The 18,321-nt window shown below is 43.7% G+C and carries 18 protein-coding genes and 1 tRNA gene; 18 read left to right on the forward strand and 1 reads right to left on the reverse strand.

All coding sequences use genetic code 11. The features are described 5' to 3' along the window. Positions 1–7: 7 nt before the first annotated feature. From LRM50_RS02990 to ruvA, 18 genes are all read left to right on the forward strand, one after another. The gene (locus LRM50_RS02990) at positions 8–718 is read left to right on the forward strand and encodes a guanylate kinase (protein WP_243809815.1); all 711 of its coding nucleotides are present in this window, start codon (positions 8–10) and stop codon (positions 716–718) included. Continuing rightward, positions 715–2,082 carry an LssY C-terminal domain-containing protein gene (locus tag LRM50_RS02995; RefSeq protein WP_243809816.1) on the forward strand — a complete coding sequence of 456 codons (1,368 nt, stop codon included), beginning with the start codon at positions 715–717 and terminating at the stop codon, positions 2,080–2,082. Before LRM50_RS02990 ends, LRM50_RS02995 begins: the two co-directional genes overlap by 4 nt. Positions 2,083–2,132: 50 nt before the next feature. Further along, positions 2,133–2,843 (forward strand): transcriptional regulator, encoded by a 711-nt coding sequence (locus tag LRM50_RS03000; RefSeq protein WP_129631658.1) that lies wholly within the window; start codon positions 2,133–2,135, stop codon positions 2,841–2,843. Next, entirely contained in the window at positions 2,843–3,013 is a 171-nt protein-coding gene (locus tag LRM50_RS03005) for a hypothetical protein (protein WP_243809817.1), read from the forward strand. Before LRM50_RS03000 ends, LRM50_RS03005 begins: the two co-directional genes overlap by 1 nt. Continuing rightward, entirely contained in the window at positions 3,000–3,464 is a 465-nt protein-coding gene (locus LRM50_RS03010; protein ID WP_243809818.1) for a nucleotide exchange factor GrpE, read from the forward strand. The genes LRM50_RS03005 and LRM50_RS03010 overlap by 14 nt, the downstream gene beginning before the upstream one ends. A 145-nt stretch (positions 3,465–3,609) precedes the next feature. Further along, complete coding sequence (gene dnaK / locus LRM50_RS03015) at positions 3,610–5,499, forward strand: molecular chaperone DnaK (protein ID WP_243809819.1); 1,890 nt, start codon at positions 3,610–3,612, stop codon at positions 5,497–5,499. A gap of 101 nt (positions 5,500–5,600) precedes the next feature. Further along, positions 5,601–6,710 (forward strand): molecular chaperone DnaJ, encoded by a 1,110-nt coding sequence (dnaJ, locus tag LRM50_RS03020; RefSeq protein WP_243809820.1) that lies wholly within the window; start codon positions 5,601–5,603, stop codon positions 6,708–6,710. A gap of 60 nt (positions 6,711–6,770) precedes the next feature. Further along, positions 6,771–9,905 (forward strand): hypothetical protein, encoded by a 3,135-nt coding sequence (locus LRM50_RS03025; protein ID WP_243809821.1) that lies wholly within the window; start codon positions 6,771–6,773, stop codon positions 9,903–9,905. A gap of 23 nt (positions 9,906–9,928) precedes the next feature. Then, complete coding sequence (locus LRM50_RS03030) at positions 9,929–10,435, forward strand: ATP-dependent zinc protease family protein (RefSeq protein ID WP_243809822.1); 507 nt, start codon at positions 9,929–9,931, stop codon at positions 10,433–10,435. Next, positions 10,435–11,352, forward strand: a complete 918-nt coding sequence (locus tag LRM50_RS03035; protein ID WP_129631616.1) for a RimK family alpha-L-glutamate ligase — start codon at positions 10,435–10,437, stop codon at positions 11,350–11,352. Before LRM50_RS03030 ends, LRM50_RS03035 begins: the two co-directional genes overlap by 1 nt. 24 nt (positions 11,353–11,376) lie before the next feature. Continuing rightward, positions 11,377–11,868, forward strand: coding sequence for a DUF192 domain-containing protein (locus LRM50_RS03040; RefSeq protein ID WP_243809823.1), 492 nt, complete (start codon positions 11,377–11,379; stop codon positions 11,866–11,868). After that, positions 11,865–12,344 carry a hypothetical protein gene (locus LRM50_RS03045; protein WP_243809824.1) on the forward strand — a complete coding sequence of 160 codons (480 nt, stop codon included), beginning with the start codon at positions 11,865–11,867 and terminating at the stop codon, positions 12,342–12,344. The genes LRM50_RS03040 and LRM50_RS03045 overlap by 4 nt, the downstream gene beginning before the upstream one ends. A gap of 47 nt (positions 12,345–12,391) precedes the next feature. After that, positions 12,392–12,468, forward strand: a tRNA-Lys gene (locus LRM50_RS03050). A gap of 67 nt (positions 12,469–12,535) precedes the next feature. Continuing rightward, the gene (locus LRM50_RS03055) at positions 12,536–13,987 is read left to right on the forward strand and encodes a ComEC/Rec2 family competence protein (protein ID WP_243809825.1); all 1,452 of its coding nucleotides are present in this window, start codon (positions 12,536–12,538) and stop codon (positions 13,985–13,987) included. A 47-nt stretch (positions 13,988–14,034) separates the two neighbouring features. Then, positions 14,035–14,751, forward strand: a complete 717-nt coding sequence (locus LRM50_RS03060; RefSeq protein ID WP_243809826.1) for a YebC/PmpR family DNA-binding transcriptional regulator — start codon at positions 14,035–14,037, stop codon at positions 14,749–14,751. A 99-nt stretch (positions 14,752–14,850) separates the two neighbouring features. Next, positions 14,851–16,638 (forward strand): lamin tail domain-containing protein, encoded by a 1,788-nt coding sequence (locus tag LRM50_RS03065; protein ID WP_243809827.1) that lies wholly within the window; start codon positions 14,851–14,853, stop codon positions 16,636–16,638. A 16-nt stretch (positions 16,639–16,654) separates the two neighbouring features. Next, positions 16,655–17,128 (forward strand): crossover junction endodeoxyribonuclease RuvC, encoded by a 474-nt coding sequence (gene ruvC / locus LRM50_RS03070; RefSeq protein WP_129631598.1) that lies wholly within the window; start codon positions 16,655–16,657, stop codon positions 17,126–17,128. 7 nt (positions 17,129–17,135) lie between these two features. Continuing rightward, complete coding sequence (gene ruvA / locus LRM50_RS03075) at positions 17,136–17,711, forward strand: Holliday junction branch migration protein RuvA (RefSeq protein WP_243809828.1); 576 nt, start codon at positions 17,136–17,138, stop codon at positions 17,709–17,711. 21 nt (positions 17,712–17,732) lie between these two features. On the opposite strand, the gene LRM50_RS03080 is transcribed toward ruvA, so the two are convergent. Beyond that, complete coding sequence (locus tag LRM50_RS03080) at positions 17,733–18,278, reverse strand: hypothetical protein (RefSeq protein WP_243809829.1); 546 nt, start codon at positions 18,276–18,278, stop codon at positions 17,733–17,735. Positions 18,279–18,321 lie beyond the last annotated feature (43 nt).

Genomic DNA, 18,321 nt, shown 5'->3' on the forward strand with positions numbered 1-18,321 from the left:
AAATATTATGCCAAGTATTGAAGATCTTATTACAAATTATCAGCCAACTGAATCAACAATTGAGTTGGTCAAAAGTACGAAAATTGCGCTGCTTGCGGGAATTTCTGGTGCGGGCAAAGACACGATAAAAAAACAATTACTGAAGTCGTCAGAGTTTCGCGATATTGTTTCTCACACTACGCGCGCGCCACGCACAAATAACGGATGTGCCGAGCAAGATGGAATTGATTATCACTTTATTGATTCGCAAACTGTCGAAAATATGCTACAAAATAATGAATTTATTGAGGCAAAGTTTGTTCACGGTACGGTTTATGGGACGTCGGTGGCTGAGCTGAAATTAGCGCATGATCAGAACCGCGTGGCAATTACTGACATTGACGTTCAGGGCGTGGAGGAATATGAGCGACTGGCGCCAGATAGCATTGCGATTTTCATTGTGCCACCAAATAGCCAAACTTGGATTGAGCGATTAAAAAAGCGTTACGCAACCGAAGAAGATTTTCAAGCGGAGTGGCCAAAGCGTCATGCCTCGGCGATAAAAGAGTTGGCTTACGCGCTTGAAGTTCCGTATTATCACGTGATTATTAATGACGATTTGGAGCGAGCAATTCGAGTGACCGAGGAAATTATTTTGCGCGGCGACGTGTTTAAGCGTCAGGATGATGAGGCGCGTTTGGTAGCTCGAAATCTCCTCAATGATATAATTAATCTATGAGTTCAGTAAAAACTCCAAAAAAAATAGCAGCCAGGCAAGATCATTCCCCAAAGACCTTGACTACATTGTTAGACCAATCCTTCTTTATCTTTGCAGGTTTGGCGTCGTTTTGGTTAGCGTGGTTGGTGCTTAGAGAAGGTTGGGCGACGGGCGGTTGGTGGCTGGTTGGCTTGTTCTTTGTTGTGTGGATAATTGTGGCATATTTGGCGCTGCCTAGGCTTCATCGAATTTTGAGCAATATGTACGTACCGAATTATTTTATCGGCAGGACACGAACAGCGGACGGAGTATTAAGCGACCCTGTCAATTTGAGCGTGCGCGGCTCGGAAGAAAAGCTTCATAAGGCAATGACTGAGGCTGGCTGGGTTCTAGCGGATGACATAACTCCAAGGTCAGCTTGGAAAATGGTGCTTACCGTGCTGAGTGGTCGTAGTTATCCAAATGCACCGGTGTCGCCAGCATTTTTATTTGGCAGACGGCAGGACTTTGCTTATCAACAAGAAGTTGACGGCAATCCAAGGCGTCGTCATCACGTTAGGTTTTGGCGATGCCCAACTGGCTGGCTTCTTCCTGGTGGTCATCGAGTTGATTGGTTGGCGGCTGGTACGTACGATAAGAGTATTGGCTTTTCTTTATTTACTTTTCAATTCACGCATAAAATTGACGAGAATATTGATATTGAACGAGATTATATTATTGAGTCGGTTAAAAGTAACAATAAAAATGTTAGAGTGACGATATTAAAGGATTTTTCAACGGGCTATCATTCGCGCAATGGTTTCGGAGACTCCATTCGCACTGATGGCGATTTGCCGATTTTGGAAGTTGGTCGGATAAAGACTGATGATAATGTCACCGCCTCAACGCGGCTCGGGGTGATTATGGACGGCACAATTTATGATCGTCATCCGCGAAATCACGAAACCTTGCTAGAAGAGCTTTGGGGTCGCCGACCACCGCAGATTTTAATTGGCGGCGGACTGATGATTCTGGCGTCGTTGTTTACAATCGGGCAAATGCTGGTGGACTTTTCTAGCTGGCCGACGACTTTGGTACAAGTTGCGAATATTGACGGAATTGATATAAATGCCGCGAATACCATGTTGTCAATGATGGCTGGCTTTAATGTGCTGTTGGTCGTGGCGGAAATCGTATTGGTTGGGCTGCTGCTTCGAGGAAGTAATCGGGCGCGAATCTCACTACTTTCTGTGGCAACATTAGCTATTGTTACTGAATCCCTATCCGTGACAATTGGGCGAATCAATGCGTCGATTATGTTGCTTTTGATCTCAATTGGCGTGCATATTATGATCATGATGTTGTTCTCTTCAGATGCAGCGCGCTACTTTACGGAAAGACGATAAGGCTTGGCACTCTGCTTGTATGAGTGCTAGATTTGCGATATAATTGGACTATGACCGAACGTCAACAAGCAATCCTTGTCGCGATTATCGAACAGTACGCTGAAATTGCGGCGCCAGTTGGTAGTGTAACGCTAGCCAAACTGTTTGGTGTGAGCAGCGCCACGATTCGCAGCGAGATGGCAAAACTTGAGGAGATGGGATTTATTGAGGCGCCCCACACGAGCGCGGGTCGAATTCCGACAGATAAGGGATATCGTTTTTATGTCAATGGAATCACGGCGGCGCAAATGACGGAATTGCCGAGCGGTATTGATAGCAGTACGAAGGCTATTGAGGCGCACGTCAATTCAAATGTTGACACTTCAGACAAAGCGATTCGTCGAGCGGTTGATGGTTTGGTGGAAATGACTGGCAATTTTGGTTTTGCGTCATTTGGTTCGAGTTTGTATATGAACGGAATGACTCAGTTATTCAGTCAGCCAGAGTTTGGCGATGGCGATCATGTTCAGGCGGTTGCTAAATTGATTGACAATATCGAGCCGTGGCTGCGTGAAGCGGCACCGGACGAACCGCTAAATGTGTTTATTGGTAGCGAAAACCCAATCGGTAAAAGCAGTGGCGCTACGTTAATTATAAGTAAATTTAAGTCATCATCTGGTGGCGATAATTACATCGGTGTGATTGGTCCGACGCGACAAAATTATCGTCGAACGATGGAGCTGGTGCGTCGTACGGGTGCGATGCTAGAGGAGGTATTGTAATGGCTGAATGGATTGGTGGACTATTAAGCGGTTTGCCGGCGTGGCTGATTGTAATAATTTCAGTAATAATATTTATTATTGGAGCGATTTGGATTTTAGCCTTTGATCCTGGTACGGTTGGCGGTGATCCGGTCTTGCCATTTAAAAGGAGGAAAAATGACGAAGAATAAAAAAGCTGAAGATTTAGAGAAAGAAGTTGCTGAGCTGACGTCGGATCTGCAGCGAACTCGAGCGGATTTTGAGAATTATCGTAAGCGCGTGGATGCAGAAAAGCAATCAGCGCACGAGTTGGGTCAAACTAAGTCGGTGATGAAATTATTGCCAGTTATTGATACGATTGAGCGAGCTGTTGCCAACGTTCCAGAGGAACTTCAGGATAATGCGTGGATTAAGGGTGTGGCTGGTCTGAGTAAGCAACTTGACAAGCAATTGAAGGAGATTGGTTTGGAGAAAATTGACGCCAAACCTGGCACTTTATTTAATCCTGAATTTCATCAGGCTGTTCAATTTGACGAATCGACGGATGGTGACAAGGAAGTTATTGCCGAAGAGCTTCGCGCCGGCTATACTTTGAACGGCTCAGTTATTCGCGACGCAATGGTAAAAGTCACTCGTCAGTAATATGATTGCGAAAAAACAGCGATTAGCACTCTTGACATGAGAGTGCTAATTATTTATACTGAGATAGTTGGCACTCGCCACGAAAGAGTGCTAGAATGAATATAAGATATAGACCAGATGTGATCATAACAGAAAGGGGAATCATATGGGTAAAATTATTGGTATTGACCTCGGTACAACCAACAGCGCATTTGCGTATATGTTGGCTGGAAAACCAGAGGTGATTTCTAATGCCGAAGGTAATCGTACTACGCCATCTGTAGTTGCGGTTAATAAAAAGGGCGAACGACTCGTCGGTCAAGTTGCTCAGCGTCAGCGTGTAACAAACCCAAAAAACACGATTTACGGCGTTAAGCGTTTGATTGGTCGTAAGTTTGACGACAAGGAAGTACAAAAAGACTTGGATATCATGCCGTACAAGATTGTTAAAAAAGGTACTGGCGTGGCAGTCGAAATGGGCGATAAGGAATACACGCCAGAAGAAGTTTCAGCAATGATTCTTAGTAAAATCAAGGCTGACGCCGAAGCTTTCTTGGGTGAAAAAGTGACGGAAGCAGTGATTACGGTGCCAGCTTACTTTGACGATTCACAACGCCAAGCGACTAAGGACGCTGGTAAAATTGCTGGATTGGAAGTTAAGCGTATTATCAACGAACCAACAGCTGCGGCTTTGGCGTACGGTCTAGAAAAGGGTAAGAATGACGAAACTATCGTGGTGTTCGACCTTGGTGGTGGTACGTTTGACGTGTCTGTACTAGAGCTAGGTGACGGGGTATTTGAAGTTAAAGCAACCAATGGTGATACACACCTTGGTGGTGAAGATTTCGACAATGTTATTGTCAATTACTTCTTGGACGACTTCAAGTCAAAGGAGGGAATTGATCTTCGCAAGGATAATGCAGCGATGCAGCGCTTGAAGGACGAGGCTGAAAAGGCAAAGAAAGAATTATCAACGGTTACGGAGTATGAAGTCAACATTCCATTTATTACCGCTGATGCCGATGGTCCAAAGCACTTTGAGATGAGCTTGAGTCGCGCTAAGCTGGAGGATTTGGTTAAGGATCTATTGGATCGCTTAGATGGTCCAGTAGAAAAGGCTTTGAAGGATGCTAAACTTTCTAAGTCCGACATTAACAATGTAGTTATGGTTGGTGGAATGACTCGTATGCCAGCTGTGGTTGAGCGTGTGAAGAATTTCTTTGGAAAAGATCCAATGCAAGGCGTGAACCCAGATGAGGTTGTGGCTGTTGGTGCTGCAATTCAAGGTGGTGTCTTGGCTGGTGATGTTAAGGATGTGTTACTTCTGGATGTGACTCCGCTTTCTCTTGGAATTGAGACGATGGGCGGTGTATCGACTAAGTTGATTGATCGAAACACTACAATTCCAACAAGCAAGAGTGAAGTTTTCTCAACAGCTGCTGATAACCAGCCTCAGGTGGAAATTCATGTTCTTCAGGGTGAGCGCGAGTTTGCTAATGACAATAAGAGTTTGGGTCGTTTTGTGCTTGATGGTATTGCGCCAGCACCGCGCGGCGTGCCTCAAATTGAAGTGACCTTTAACATTGACGCCAACGGTATTCTTAACGTTACGGCTAAAGACAAGGGAACCGGCAAAGAGCAATCAATCACTATCCAAAACTCTGGCAATATGAGTAAGGAAGATATTGAGAAGGCACAAAAAGAAGCCGAACTTCACGCGGACGAAGATAAGAAAAAGCGCGAAACTGTCGATACAAAGAATCAGCTTGAAAACGCTATTTATCAGGCAAAGAAAATGCCAGACGAGTTCAAGGATAAGATTTCTGACGACGACAAGCAAGCGATTGAAAAGGCTGTCGAAGAGGCTGAAAAGCACAAAGATTCTGAAGATAAGGACGAATTGGATGCTGCAATTAAAGCTTTGAATGACGCTATTATGCCAATCGGGGCTAAGATGTATCAACAATCAGCCGACGATAAAAAAGCCGACGAAGCTAGCGACAAAAAGTCTGATAAAGACGAGCCGGTCGAAGGCGAAATTGTCGACGAAAAATAAACCTAACGTCTTTACAAAGAAGGCTGCTCGATAAAAAGAGCGGCCTTTTTGGACTTAGCACTCTTGCACTGAGAGTGCTAAACGCGTATAATACATAGAGTATGAGCAAGCGTGATTATTATGAAATATTGGGCGTTCCAAAGACCGCTTCCGAAGATGAGATAAAAAAGGCTTTTCGTAAATTGGCAATTAAATATCATCCTGACAAACAGGGTGGCGACGAGGCTAAGTTTAAGGAAATTAATGAAGCTTATGAAGTTCTGAAAGACAAACAGAAGCGACAGCGTTATGATCAATTTGGTCATGCTGGCGTTGGCGGTGCTTCTGGCGGCGGTTTTTCCGGTAATCCGTTTGAAGGGTTTGGTGGATTTGGCGGTCAAAACGTTCACTTTGATTTTGGTGACGGTGGACTAGGTGATATTTTTAGCCAATTCTTCGGTGGTGCGGCTAGTGGCACTGGAAATGGTCGTTCGCGTGGACGTGATGTTGAAACTAGTGTAACACTAAGTTTTGAGGACGCGGTATTTGGTGTAGAAAAGAAAATTAGTTTAATGCTGGATGTTGAATGTGAGCATTGCCATGGCGATGGCGCTGAGCCAGGGTTTGGAATGAAAACGTGCCCAACTTGTAAGGGCGCGGGTCAGCAAACTCGAACGATGAATTCGCTGTTTGGGCAAATTCGGCAGGCGGTTGTTTGTGAAACTTGTCACGGTAAGGGAAAAGTTCCTGAAAAAGAATGTTCAGTTTGTCGAGGAAAAGGCACGACCCGACAGAATCAGGATATCACTATTAAAATTCCGGCGGGAATTGATGATGGCGCGACAATTCGTCTGCGTGGTCGTGGCGAAGCAGTTGCTGGTGGCAGTAGAGGTGATTTGTATGTCCATATTCGCGTTAAGGCGCATAAAAAATTCACTCGTGAGGGTAATATTATTCTTAGCGAAGAACATATTTCTATGGTTGATGCGGCGCTGGGAACGGAGATTGATGTAGAGACTGTGGACGGCATAATAACGATGAAAATCCCAGCAGGCACTCAGAGCGGTACCGACTTCAAGTTGTCAGGTCATGGCGTGCCGCACTTACATAGCGAATCTCGTGGTCCGCATATTGTGGGTGTTATTGTTGATACGCCAACCAAATTGACCAAAAAACAAAAGGAGCTTTTGGAGCAGTTTAAGGGTGCGAAAAAACGAGGACTGTTTTCCTAGTATATTTGTCGAGAAAAAATCCTGTGTTATACTGAAGCTAACATAAGAGGGGTTGAAGGTATGGGATTAATTTTTCTGATAATAGTTATTATTGTAGTGATTAAGCTAATAAAATTATTACAGAGAGGTAATAGTCAGCCATCTAATTATTCCGAAGATTATCGGCAGGGATATTGGGATGGCGTGCGTGATGCACAAAATGGATGCGCCAAAATTGAGAATGACAACGGTCAAGTAAGGCTTATTACCGAGAATCAAAACGCCGCTTCGCGGCTTGCGAGTACGCCGTTAAATATCAGTAAAAATGAGAATCTCGATAATATAATTCCTACTAGTATTTCCACATCTGAAGAGAGGGTAAATACGGTTGCTGTGTCTGTTGAGAATAATATTGAACGAGCATCACATATTGATGACAAGGAAAAGGAGAGGGGTCGTAAGGCTACAATTAATATAGCGCTATATACGGCATCGCTACTTCTGACTGCGGGAATATTGCTTCTGTCCCAGGCAATTAATCTATCTATTCAACTTAGGTTTGGGTTGGTGTGGCTGTTTATTTTTATTTATTATATTATTGGTCAGATATTGTATGCTCGCTTGCCGATATTGAAATCTGCGTCGACGGCACTTATTGGTACGGCCTTGGCAGCTGTACCGATTGGCGGTTGGATTATGAATTTGCTTTTAGGTATTGACCCTGCATGGTGCTGGCTTATTACCTCTGTAATTGGTGCTGTTTTGTGTGTTGATGCTACGGTGAGATTAAATAGTCGACCCCTTGCTTATATGTCGCTACTATCGATGTTTACGATGACGACTAGTTTGCCGGCTGTTGTGCATGCGCAGCTGGTCTGGTATTACGTTGTAATGCTGCTATTTGGATGCTTAATGACTGTGGCTGCGTATTTTTCTAGTCGCCTTCCTCGTCAGTTTGTCGAGCCGTTAAACGTCGTAAATCCGTTTATTGTGCCGATGACGATGTTTATCGCGCTTAGCTCGTCGGCATATATGGGTACATTAGATATTAGCGTATTGTTATTTACTAGCGTTGCATATTACTTTACGGTTGCTCTTGTCGAGAAGTCTAAAAAGATGCGTACTTATGAATTGACAACAGCTCGCTTATTGTTAATGGTGATGGCTACTAGTTTCACAATATATTTATCTGACGATAATCAGTTGGTTGTAAGTGTGATTCTAGGGTTAGTGGCACTGGGAAATATAATCTGGTCCGCTGTATCAATGTACGCTCAGAAACAGTACGATAGACATCATGAAATAGTATTATGGGCTAGTTTTGCTGTGTCATTAAGTGCTCTGTTTGGTGTGATCGGCTCTGGAGATTCGCTACGAATGACGGTTGCTTCTATTTTGATCGGTGTTATTTCAGCGATTAGTCTTGCAATCCTTTTTTTGTTACGTCGTGTCCGCTTCGGTGTTATGATTGTGATATCTGGGATTCTATTGGTGCCGATTGGTATAACACTATTCAATATCGATATAGCTATAGCACCACGCGTACAATATCTAATTTTTCTATTTATGACACCGCTACCAGTTATTTGCCGATTGCTAATTTTGAAGCGTCCGAATATTAGTAAAAGTCAGGCCGCTTTGGTATATGGCGCCGCGTCAACTTGGCTATTAATGGCAATGTTTACTTCAGCGATGATAGCCACTTATGCGACAGAGGAAGCCCTGATGTGTCTATCGGGCGCGATAGCTATCGGCGCTGGCATTATGAGTGTGATTGTATGGCGCGAAAAAGTTTATGAGTTTGTAGTTGGAGTCCATACCTCTTTAATGTTGTCGGTATTTTTGCTAGCTTTAGGTTTTGCGATGTCTAGTGAAAACATATCTATTTTAATGGCGTGGATAAATGTGTTGTCGCTATTAATAGTAGAGTGGCTTTATCATCGTCATGGCAACACGGTTATCAAAAATCATGAGTTATTGTTGCATTCTATCATTGGTGTGGCTGTGCTTACTGTATTGTCGTCAATTCATTCGATAGTTTGGTTGCCGCTAGCGGTGTCGCTATACTATGCATTTTACCGATGTCGCAGAGAGGTTTATTTGGGTGGGGCATATCTTACGACAATCATCTTTGTTTTATTATCCCTGCATTGGTTGAATGTGCCGTTTAATGACAATCTCGCAATTGCTGCATGGGTGAGTCTAGTTGGTTTTGGGTCTTTGTACTGGCTGTTGCGAATGAATAGGCAATCGTCAATTATTAGTGATATGACGCTGTGTGCTGCTACAGTTCCAGCGATAGTGTTTCCAATAATTAATCTACTGGCGATATATGATCTGTCGTTCAAGGTATTGGGATGGCTAGCAGCTGTAGCGGCTCTTTATATGGCGGTACTTGCTAAACGAGATTGGCGAATAATGGCAATAGCTGCACATCCGAGTCTGGTGTTGTTGCTTTACCTTATAGCTCAATGGTTTGCCATTCCATTCGAATTTATGTCAGTCGTTGCCCTGGTTGTTTTTGCGGTGTTTTACGGCTTGGCTATTGCTGCGCGAATCAGAAAGATGTCGAGTCTTTGGTATTACTCTTCGTTCTATAGCGCCATCGGCTGGTCGGTAGTCTTATTGTCTATTGCTACATCAGTTAGCGCTACTGTGGCGTCAGTGATTCTGGCAGCGCTAGTGTGGATAATTAATGGTATCGCCTTGATGTTCGAAGGTGTTCCTAAAAAGAATATTTTATATTTTGATTCAGGTGTGATCCTAATTTTGTGCGGTGTTGTATTTACTATTAAAAACCTAGCCCTACCCGTTCACGCTATCACAATACCATATTTGTGGTCAGCGGCAATTCTTTCGGGAGCGGTGATGTCGTGGCGTTGGTTGGGGTATATTCATAAGTCTACGACAGTGCATCTAGTACTGGCTCTCTCTGTGTTTAGTCCGCCGACTCTCGTTCTGGCGTTTGCAGGAGACAGCGTTATGGAAATATTATTCCTAATAGAGCATTCATTGATGGTTGTTGTGGGATTGGTGCTTAACAAACGGCTGATTACGACCTGGGGTGCCGTATGTGTGACATTAGCTTTGATATACCTATTGTCGGGATACACTTATGTATTAGCTATTTTGGCTGGTATATCTATCATTGTAGCGGTGATAATTGTGGTAGCGAGAGCTCAAAGGAACAGAGGGCAAGATATTGTAAAAAGATAGTTTTTATGCCATAATATGGACGTATGAAAGAAAAAACCATTATTGGGTCGACTGAGCTTGTGGATTTTGGCAAGCGAGCGCAAAAAGTCCCAGCTAAAATTGATACGGGCGCCGATTCCAGTGCGGTTTGGGCGAGCAATATTCGCATTGATAAAGATGGTGTATTGAAATTTTCTCTATTTGGTAAGGGTTCGCCGTATTATAATGGTAAGATATTTAAGAGAACTGATTATTCTGTGGCTAGCGTACGCTCTGCAATGGGTCAAAATCAGATTCGTTATCGAACGCACTTTTGGGTGAAGCTTGGCGGGCGAAAAATTAAAATGCTGATGAATTTGTCTGATCGGTCGAAGAATGAATTTCCGGTGTTAATCGGAAGACGGTCGATTTCTGGAAAATTCCTAGTGGATGTTTCAAGAAAAAATGTTCGCAGGAAAAAACCGTCCGTAACTGCTAGTCTTAATGAAGAAGTAAAATTGAATCCATACGAATTTTATAAAAAATATCATCAGAAAGGTGAAGAAAAGTAATGCGAATTGCAATCTTATCCAACGGCAACATTAATTATTCGACGCTTCGCCTGAAAGAAGAGGCTGAAAAGCGCGGTCATCAAGTTAAAGTTATTAAGTATAAAAACTGCTACGTTTCAATTGATGAAAAGCATCCGACGGTCATTTACAAAGGTAAGGAAATTGGTGAATTTGACGTGGTAATTCCGCGAATCGCGAGCCATATGACAAAGTATGGAACAGCGGTTTTGCGTCAATTGGAGATGATGTATCCGAAGGCGTTTTTCATGAATCGCTCGATTGCAATTACTAGGGCGCGAGACAAATTGCGCTCAACGCAGTTATTGGTAAAAGCTGGAGTGTCGATCCCGAAGACGGTCTTTTCCCGAAACGCAACTGACATTGATTCGCTCATTGAAGAGATTGGTGGTATGCCGGCGATTATTAAGTTGGCGCGTGGCACGCACGGAAATGGTGTGGTTCTGGCGGAAACTAAAAAGGCTGCCAAGTCGGTTCTGCAGGCGTTTTATTTGACCAACTCGGACGGCACGAACGTGCTGCTTCAGGAGTTTATTAGAGAGTCGGCTGGTGTCGATATTCGTGCGTTTGTGGTTGGTAGTCAAGTGGTGGCTAGTATGAAGCGTCAGAGTTTGGACGATGATTTTCGCAGTAATTTACACAAGGGCGGCGAAGGAACTAGCATAAAATTGACAGATTCTGAACGTAAAATGTGTGTGAAAGCTGCTAAGGCAATGGGATTAACGGTTGCTGGAGTTGATTTCATGAGATCAAGTCGTGGTGCTTTGGTGCTGGAAGTTAATGCTAGTCCAGGGTTTGGAATTGAGAAAATTACTCGTCGAAATGTGGCTGGAAAGATAATCGAATACATCGATCGAAACGCCAAGCGTGGCAATAAGAAAGATAAAATCGGTGCTTAAGCATAAACTTGTTATAATAGGTTTATGGACGAGCCTCGTCACTCGACAGTAACTCAAACTGTCATCAAATGGATATTTATCTGCGGAATGCTGATGGTTATTGGTGGGGCAATTTTTTATGCTTTTCGAACGGTTTCGCCAAAAACGGAAATGATTTACCTGAATAAGACGATGCTTCGGGCGGAAATTGCTAATGATGAAGAATCGCAGCGGAAAGGTCTGTCTGGAAGGCTGGGAATTGATGAGAATTATGCCATGCTGTTTGTGTTTGATCATAACGATCGTCATAAAATGTGGATGAAAGATATGAAGTTTTCGGTCGATATGATTTGGATCAATGATAAAAAGCGCGTTGTCTACATAAAGCATAACGTCAAGCCAGATGCTGAGCCGCATGAAAAATATGCGCCACCAGTTCCGGCAAAGTACGTGTTGGAGGTGAAGGCGGGTGTTGCTAAGCGGGCGAGCGCTGTAGTTGGGTCACCGGTAAAATTTGATTTGGAGGAGGATAAATGAGCGTGATAATTCTATTTGGAGCAATTTTAGTAGCGGTTTTTGTGATTGCATTTGTTTCATCTCGAAGATTCGGTCCATTGGCGTTGTCGTTGGCGACGGGATTTTTACTATCAGAATGGTGGGGTGGCTGGCTGACAGGAATATTGGACAGCTTAAAATTGGAAACTGGTTTATTGCCAAATGGTGTAATTTCGGGATTGGTCTTAACGTTGGTTCCGTTAATTATGCTCCTTTTAAGCGGTCCGAGATATCAGAAAAAACATGAGAGAATTGTCTCGGCGGTGGGGATCGCGTTCTTGACAGCAGCGCTATTGGTTGTCCCTCTGGGAAAATATATATCATTAGACGGACAGGCGTTGGAGCTGTATAAGATCTTCGCGAATAATTGGCGGTATGTTGCTACGGCAGGCTTGGTGTTTGGCTTGATTGATATTTTTTCACTACATACTGGCGGACATAAACTCGCTAAGCATTGACCTTTGTGTTAGTTTGTGCTAGGATGAAGAAAGCGGATATTCCGAATGGGTCCATAGCTCAGTTGGTTAGAGCACCTGCCTTTTAAGCAGGGTGTCCCGGGTTCAAGCCCCGGTGGACCCTCCAAATTTGATGAAATCGACTCCCTTGGTGGAGTCTTTTTTGTAGCTCCAAATGTAGATATACTTTAAGTATGAATAGATGGCTATTTGAGAAGTTGCATATTTCTTGGTTGGTGGCGGCGTGGTGTCTCGGTCTGACAATTGGCGTAATTTCCATCCATTACATACCGCGGTCGTTTGCGACGAACCCATTATTTTTATTGGTCGGGCCGGCTATTTTCGTAATTGTGGCAATTTGGCGCTGGCGATTTTTTGTGATTTTAGCAATTATTTCTGGAGTTTTGATTGGTCTTTGGCGCGGTGAAATTGGCAGAAAAGGTGTGGAGGTCTATGATTCGTTAATCGGAAAAGTTGCAATTATCCAAGGTCAAGTTTTGGAGGATCCTGATCTCGATAAAAATAGCCAAACGGTTCTTAGGTTGGGCAATTTGCGGATGAATAATGAAAAATTGCCGGGACAAATTTGGGTGACGACGCCAGATAAAAACTCAATTAAGCGCAGTGATATTGTGAGAATTAAGGGTAAAATGACGGCGGGATTTGGGGCTTTTTCGGCAAGCGTATATCGGGCGAAAATTATTAGTGCCGAAAGGCCAGTTCCGGGCGATGTGGCGGTGGGAGTTCGCGATTGGTTTGCGGGGTGGGTTCGCGAGCATATTCCGGAATCAGAATCCGCGTTGGGATTGGGATTTTTATTAGGCTTAAGGCGTGCCATGCCAACTGAATTAAGTGACAATTTGAAAATTGCCGGATTGACACATATCGTGGTGGCGAGCGGCTACAATCTAACAATTTTAGTTCGTTTAGCGCGACGATTATTCGCTAAGCGATCAAAATATTTAGCGATGCTCAGCGCGGCTGTTATGATAATTGGTTTTATGGCGGTGACCGGATTAAGTCCTAGTATGTCGAGAGCTGGCTTGGTGGCGGGACTGAGTCTGGCGGCGTGGTATTATGGTCGGACAATTCATCCGCTAGTTCTGCTTCCTGTGTCGGCGGCAATTACGCTATTGATAAATCCGCAATTTGGTTGGGGCGATTTGGGCTGGCAATTAAGCTTTGCTTCGTTTGCTGGCGTAATTATACTAGCGCCACTTTTACATTCTTACTTTTTTGGCAATAAAGAGCCGGGCGCGTTTCGACAAATTTTAATCGAAACTTTGTCGGCGCAAATTATGACATTGCCGCTGCTTATGATGAGTTTCGGTGTTATTAGTAATGTGGCGTTAATTGCGAATATGCTGATTTTGCCGTTTGTGCCGCTAGCGATGCTGCTGACGTTTATGTCGGGTGTACTGGTTTTTGTGCCGATGATTGGTGCGTTGATTGCAATTCCGACGACGTGGCTACTTGGTTATATGATCCAAGTCACCAATTGGACAGCTGGATTTGAATGGGCTCAAATGGAAGTTAGCATTAATTTGTGGCAATGTGTGGTTTTATATGTGGTGCTAATTTTGGCAATGATTTGGATGAAAAAGCAAACTAAATTGGACCTCGCTAAGATAAATATTGTGGAGTAGTGTATAATAGTAACAGATTGAAATAGCAAATAACTTTAGGAGAAATTATGTCAGGACACAGTAAATGGGCTACAACTCATCGACAAAAAGCGATTGTTGACGCTAAGCGCGGCGCGATTTTTACGAAATTGGGCAATCAAATTGCTATTGCGGCACGTGGCGGCACAGACCCAGCTCTGAACTCAAGTTTGGCGATGGCGATTGAAAAAGCTAAGGCTGCAAATATGCCTAGCGCAAACATCCAGCGAGCAATTGACCGAGTGGCGGATAAGAGCGCGGCGGCTTTGGAGGAAATTGCTTACGAAGGCTATGGTCCTGGCGGCGTAGGCGTTATTATTGAAACGGCGACAGATAATCGCAATCGAACATTGCCAGAGGTAAAAACTGCGTTGGTTAAAAATGGCGGACGAATTGCTGATGCTGGTAGTGTGATGTTCCAATTTACGCGCAAAGGTGTCATTGCTATCGAAGGTAGCGGGGAAGATTTGTTGCTAGCGGTTTTGGACGCTGGCGCCGAAGATGCCGTCGAGGAAGACGGCGAGATTATCGTGTATACGGAGTTGAAAGATTTGGCGAGCGTGCGGAATAAATTGGTTGAACAGGGCTTGAAGGTTAAAGATGCGGAACTGCGATATATTGCCAATACGCCGATAGAAATTGCCGACATGGAAACTGCGCAGAAATTGATGAAAATGATTGATGCGTTGGACGATTTGGATGACGTTGTGAATGTTCATACAAACGCGGATATCACAGCGGAATAAAATCATCGCTTTAAGGAATCGCTCCTTTTCTGGGGCGATTTTTAATTTGACAAAAAGTACGCTAAACTAAAGATAATTAACCATAAGCAAGGAGCGAGCATGAAGTATTTGCGCAACACACTACTTATGATACTAGCCGCGGCGCTAATAATGCCGTCGCCGTTGGTTTTGGCGGAAGGCGTTTCAAGTGCTACTCAAGAGTCGAAAGTTGATGACGCTCAGACTGTTGATAACAGTCTTAAATCGGCTGAGGAAGCGAAAGATTCAGTTATTGATAAGGAGCAGATCGATAGCAATTCACCTTCTCAATCAAGTGAAAATCTCGAGACTCCAACAGAGAATTTGTCTACAAATAGTCCGAGCGAAAATCCTGCTACCAATGAGTCTTCAAAATCTGAGCCAAACCCTGAATCTGAGCCACCAAAAATAGATAATTCAGATGAAAGAACAGAAGAAAATGCGACGATATTAATTTCAAAGATTAGTCAGGATAAAAAATATGTTGAGATTTATAATCCGACGAATCAGAATGTTAATTTGGCTGGTTGGAAAATAGAGTATCACACTGGATCTGGCGCTCAAGCCGTTGGAAAAATTTTCAAGGATGAAGTAATCTTAGCGAACGGATTTTTGGTTTTGTCGAATGATAAGATGTTGGCGGGCGCCATAAAGTTTGATAATAATTTAGGTTTGGCTCAGAATGATGGATCGGTCGTGTTGTTGCGTTCGGATGGGTCGGTCGCAGATACTGTCGGCTGGGGAAATAATTCAAAGTCTGCAGGTTCGCCGATTAAAGGCGGTGTGAAAATTGTTTGGCGCTGTTTTATTGATGAAAATATTATTGATTCGAAATTTTTGTCAGGTAAAAATCTTAACAATCAGGAAATTGTGCCGTATTCGCGTCCGAATTGTAAAAGTCCAGAGCCCAACCCTGAATCTTCAAAGGAGTTGAATAAATGTGAAGGTTTGAAGTTAAGTGAAATCGCGTCGAATGTTGATGAACAATTCATTGAGATTATCAATTCTGGCGAAAAAAACGTCATTACGACGGGCTGTAAATTGACGGTTGGCGATTCTGGCGTTCGTGAAAATATTGGTGACATCGAATTAAATCCTGGCGAATTTTTAACGATCAAAATAAAAAATACGAAGCTGAAATTGCCAAAAACAAAAGGAAAAGTTTATTTACTGGATGAGGCTGGCTCGAAAATTGATGCCGCCGCTGAATATAGTAGTATGCCAAAAGGCGCTTCGTGGAGTTTTGTTGATGATGAGTGGACTCGGACATTTGCCATCACTGAAGGCGCCGCTAATATTTTTAAGGAATATCCAGATTGTCAGAGCGGTTATGAACGAAATGTGCTGGGTAGATGTGTGAAAATTGCCATTCCGCCCGTTGAAAACCCTTGTCCTGTTGGCCAATACCGTCATCCAGAAACTCGCCGTTGTCGAAAAATTGAAGCGGCAAAAACTATTACTCCCTGTAAAGACGGTTATTATCGTAGTGAAGAGACTGGCAGATGCCGATCTATCGCATCAGCTGCGGCAAAAACTTTGAAGCCTTGCCCAGAAGGTCAATTCCGCAATTCATCTACGGGTCGATGTAAGAAAATTGTCTCCACTGACGATATAGCAAAAGAATGCCCAGAAGGATTTGAACGTAACCCACAAACTAAGCGATGTCGAAAGATAAAATCTGCAAATATGCCAACTGTTGGTTCGGCGGCAGCTGAAGTTAAACAAGTCGCTGGCGCTACTTGGGGTTGGTGGGTGTTTGGTGGCGTGAGTTTACTGGCCGTCGGTTACGGCGTATGGCAGTGGCGATGGGAAATTTCGCAATTTGTACGAAAAATCCGTGAACGCATTAAATCCGCAAGCGGTAAATAATTGCTATAATAAAGATATGAGAATTATCGGGATTGACCCAGGAACGGGAATTTTGGGGTTTGGTGTGATTGATTTTTCTCGTGGCAAGTTCAAGATGGTCACGGCGGGAGTTGTGACGACGCCGGCACATACGCCAATTGACGAAAGGCTTGAAGATATTTTCGATAGCCTGACCGAGATTATTGCCGAAACAAATCCTGATGTTATGTCGATTGAAAAGCTATTTTTTGCGCGCAATGTTACGACGGCGATTTCTGTGGCGGAAGCACGCGGCGTGGCGATGTTGACTGGGCGAAAAGCTGGAATGCCGATTGCTGAATATACGCCGCTACAAATAAAGCAAACTTTGACCGGCTATGGCAAGGCTGATAAAAAGCAGGTCCAGGAAATGGTGCGACTTAATTTGGGTTTGAAAGATGTTCCGAAGCCGGATGACTGCGCGGATGCTTTGGCTGCAGCAATTACACACGCGGCGATGAATCGGGTATAATTGAAATATGATTGCACATGTTTTTGGGAAAGTTGCTGAGAAGTTTAACGGCTCGTTAGTCATTGATGTTCATGGTGTTGGATATGAAATTAGCGTGGCGACTAATGATTTTGACGCGGTGGTGTTAGATCAAGAGGTAAAGTTTTACACTTATCATCACGTGCGCGAGCAAGCTGAAGAATTGTTTGGTTTTTCGAGTTTGGCGGCGAAAAAACTGTTTGAAATGCTAATCACGGTTCAGGGGGTTGGCCCGAAGGCTGCGCTGGCTATCTTAAGCTTGGGTGATGCCGAGCAGGTGCGCAATGCTATTGCTAATGCTGACAGCGGTTTTGTGCAAAAGGCCACTGGCGTCGGCAAAAAAACTGCCGAGCGAGTGGTGGTCGATTTGAGCGATAAAGTTGGTCTGCCTACTCATTACGGCCGAACGGAAACTCCATTGCAGACTGAATTAAACACTTCCGATGAGGCCTTAGAGGCGTTGATGGCTTTGGGCTATACATTAGCGGATGCCACTAAGGCGCTCGAAAACGTTGATGTAAATTTGCCAACTTCTCAGCGAGTTACTGAAGCTTTGAAGAAATAGAGTTTTAGTAATTGATATCTATTACGACTCGTTTTCTTCCTTAACTGCCTGTTTTGCTTCTCTAATGAGATTTTCTATGTCGCCGGCTGTTAGCCTGTCGTAGTCATGAAAGCTCTGAACACTACGGCGCAATAGCTGACCTTGTATGCCAGTAATCCCATATAATCCAGGCAGATCACCAAATTGGTGATTGCACGTTTTTTGTTCAAATGTCTCGGCCTGCTCTTTGTCAGAAGCGCCTTCTTTCGATGCGATTCTATCGTACCATAAAAATGGATATCCTACTAGTAAGTCAATTACGTGTTTTGCAATTTCTGTTGATTTGGGGTCGTATTCTTTTGTTTGCTCTAAATTGCCATATCCTCGCTCGGTTAAGGTGTTGCTAATATTTTTTACATCAATTGCGACCCTGGTCGACTCAATTCCTTCAGATTCGTCGCAAGGCGCTAATCCTAGCTCAGCCAAAATATACGGCACTGCCTCTGACATTATCCTAATTCCTTCTGGGACTTGGCCATATACTTCTCTTATGTCTTTTTTTCGGTTTTTGGCATCAAATTCCGGCATTGTAAACTCCTAGTTTAATTGTAGATACTAATACTATACCATA

It is taken from the genome of Candidatus Nanosynbacter sp. TM7-053 (genome assembly GCF_022828375.1).
Lineage (GTDB): Bacteria > Patescibacteriota > Saccharimonadia > Saccharimonadales > Saccharimonadaceae > Nanosynbacter.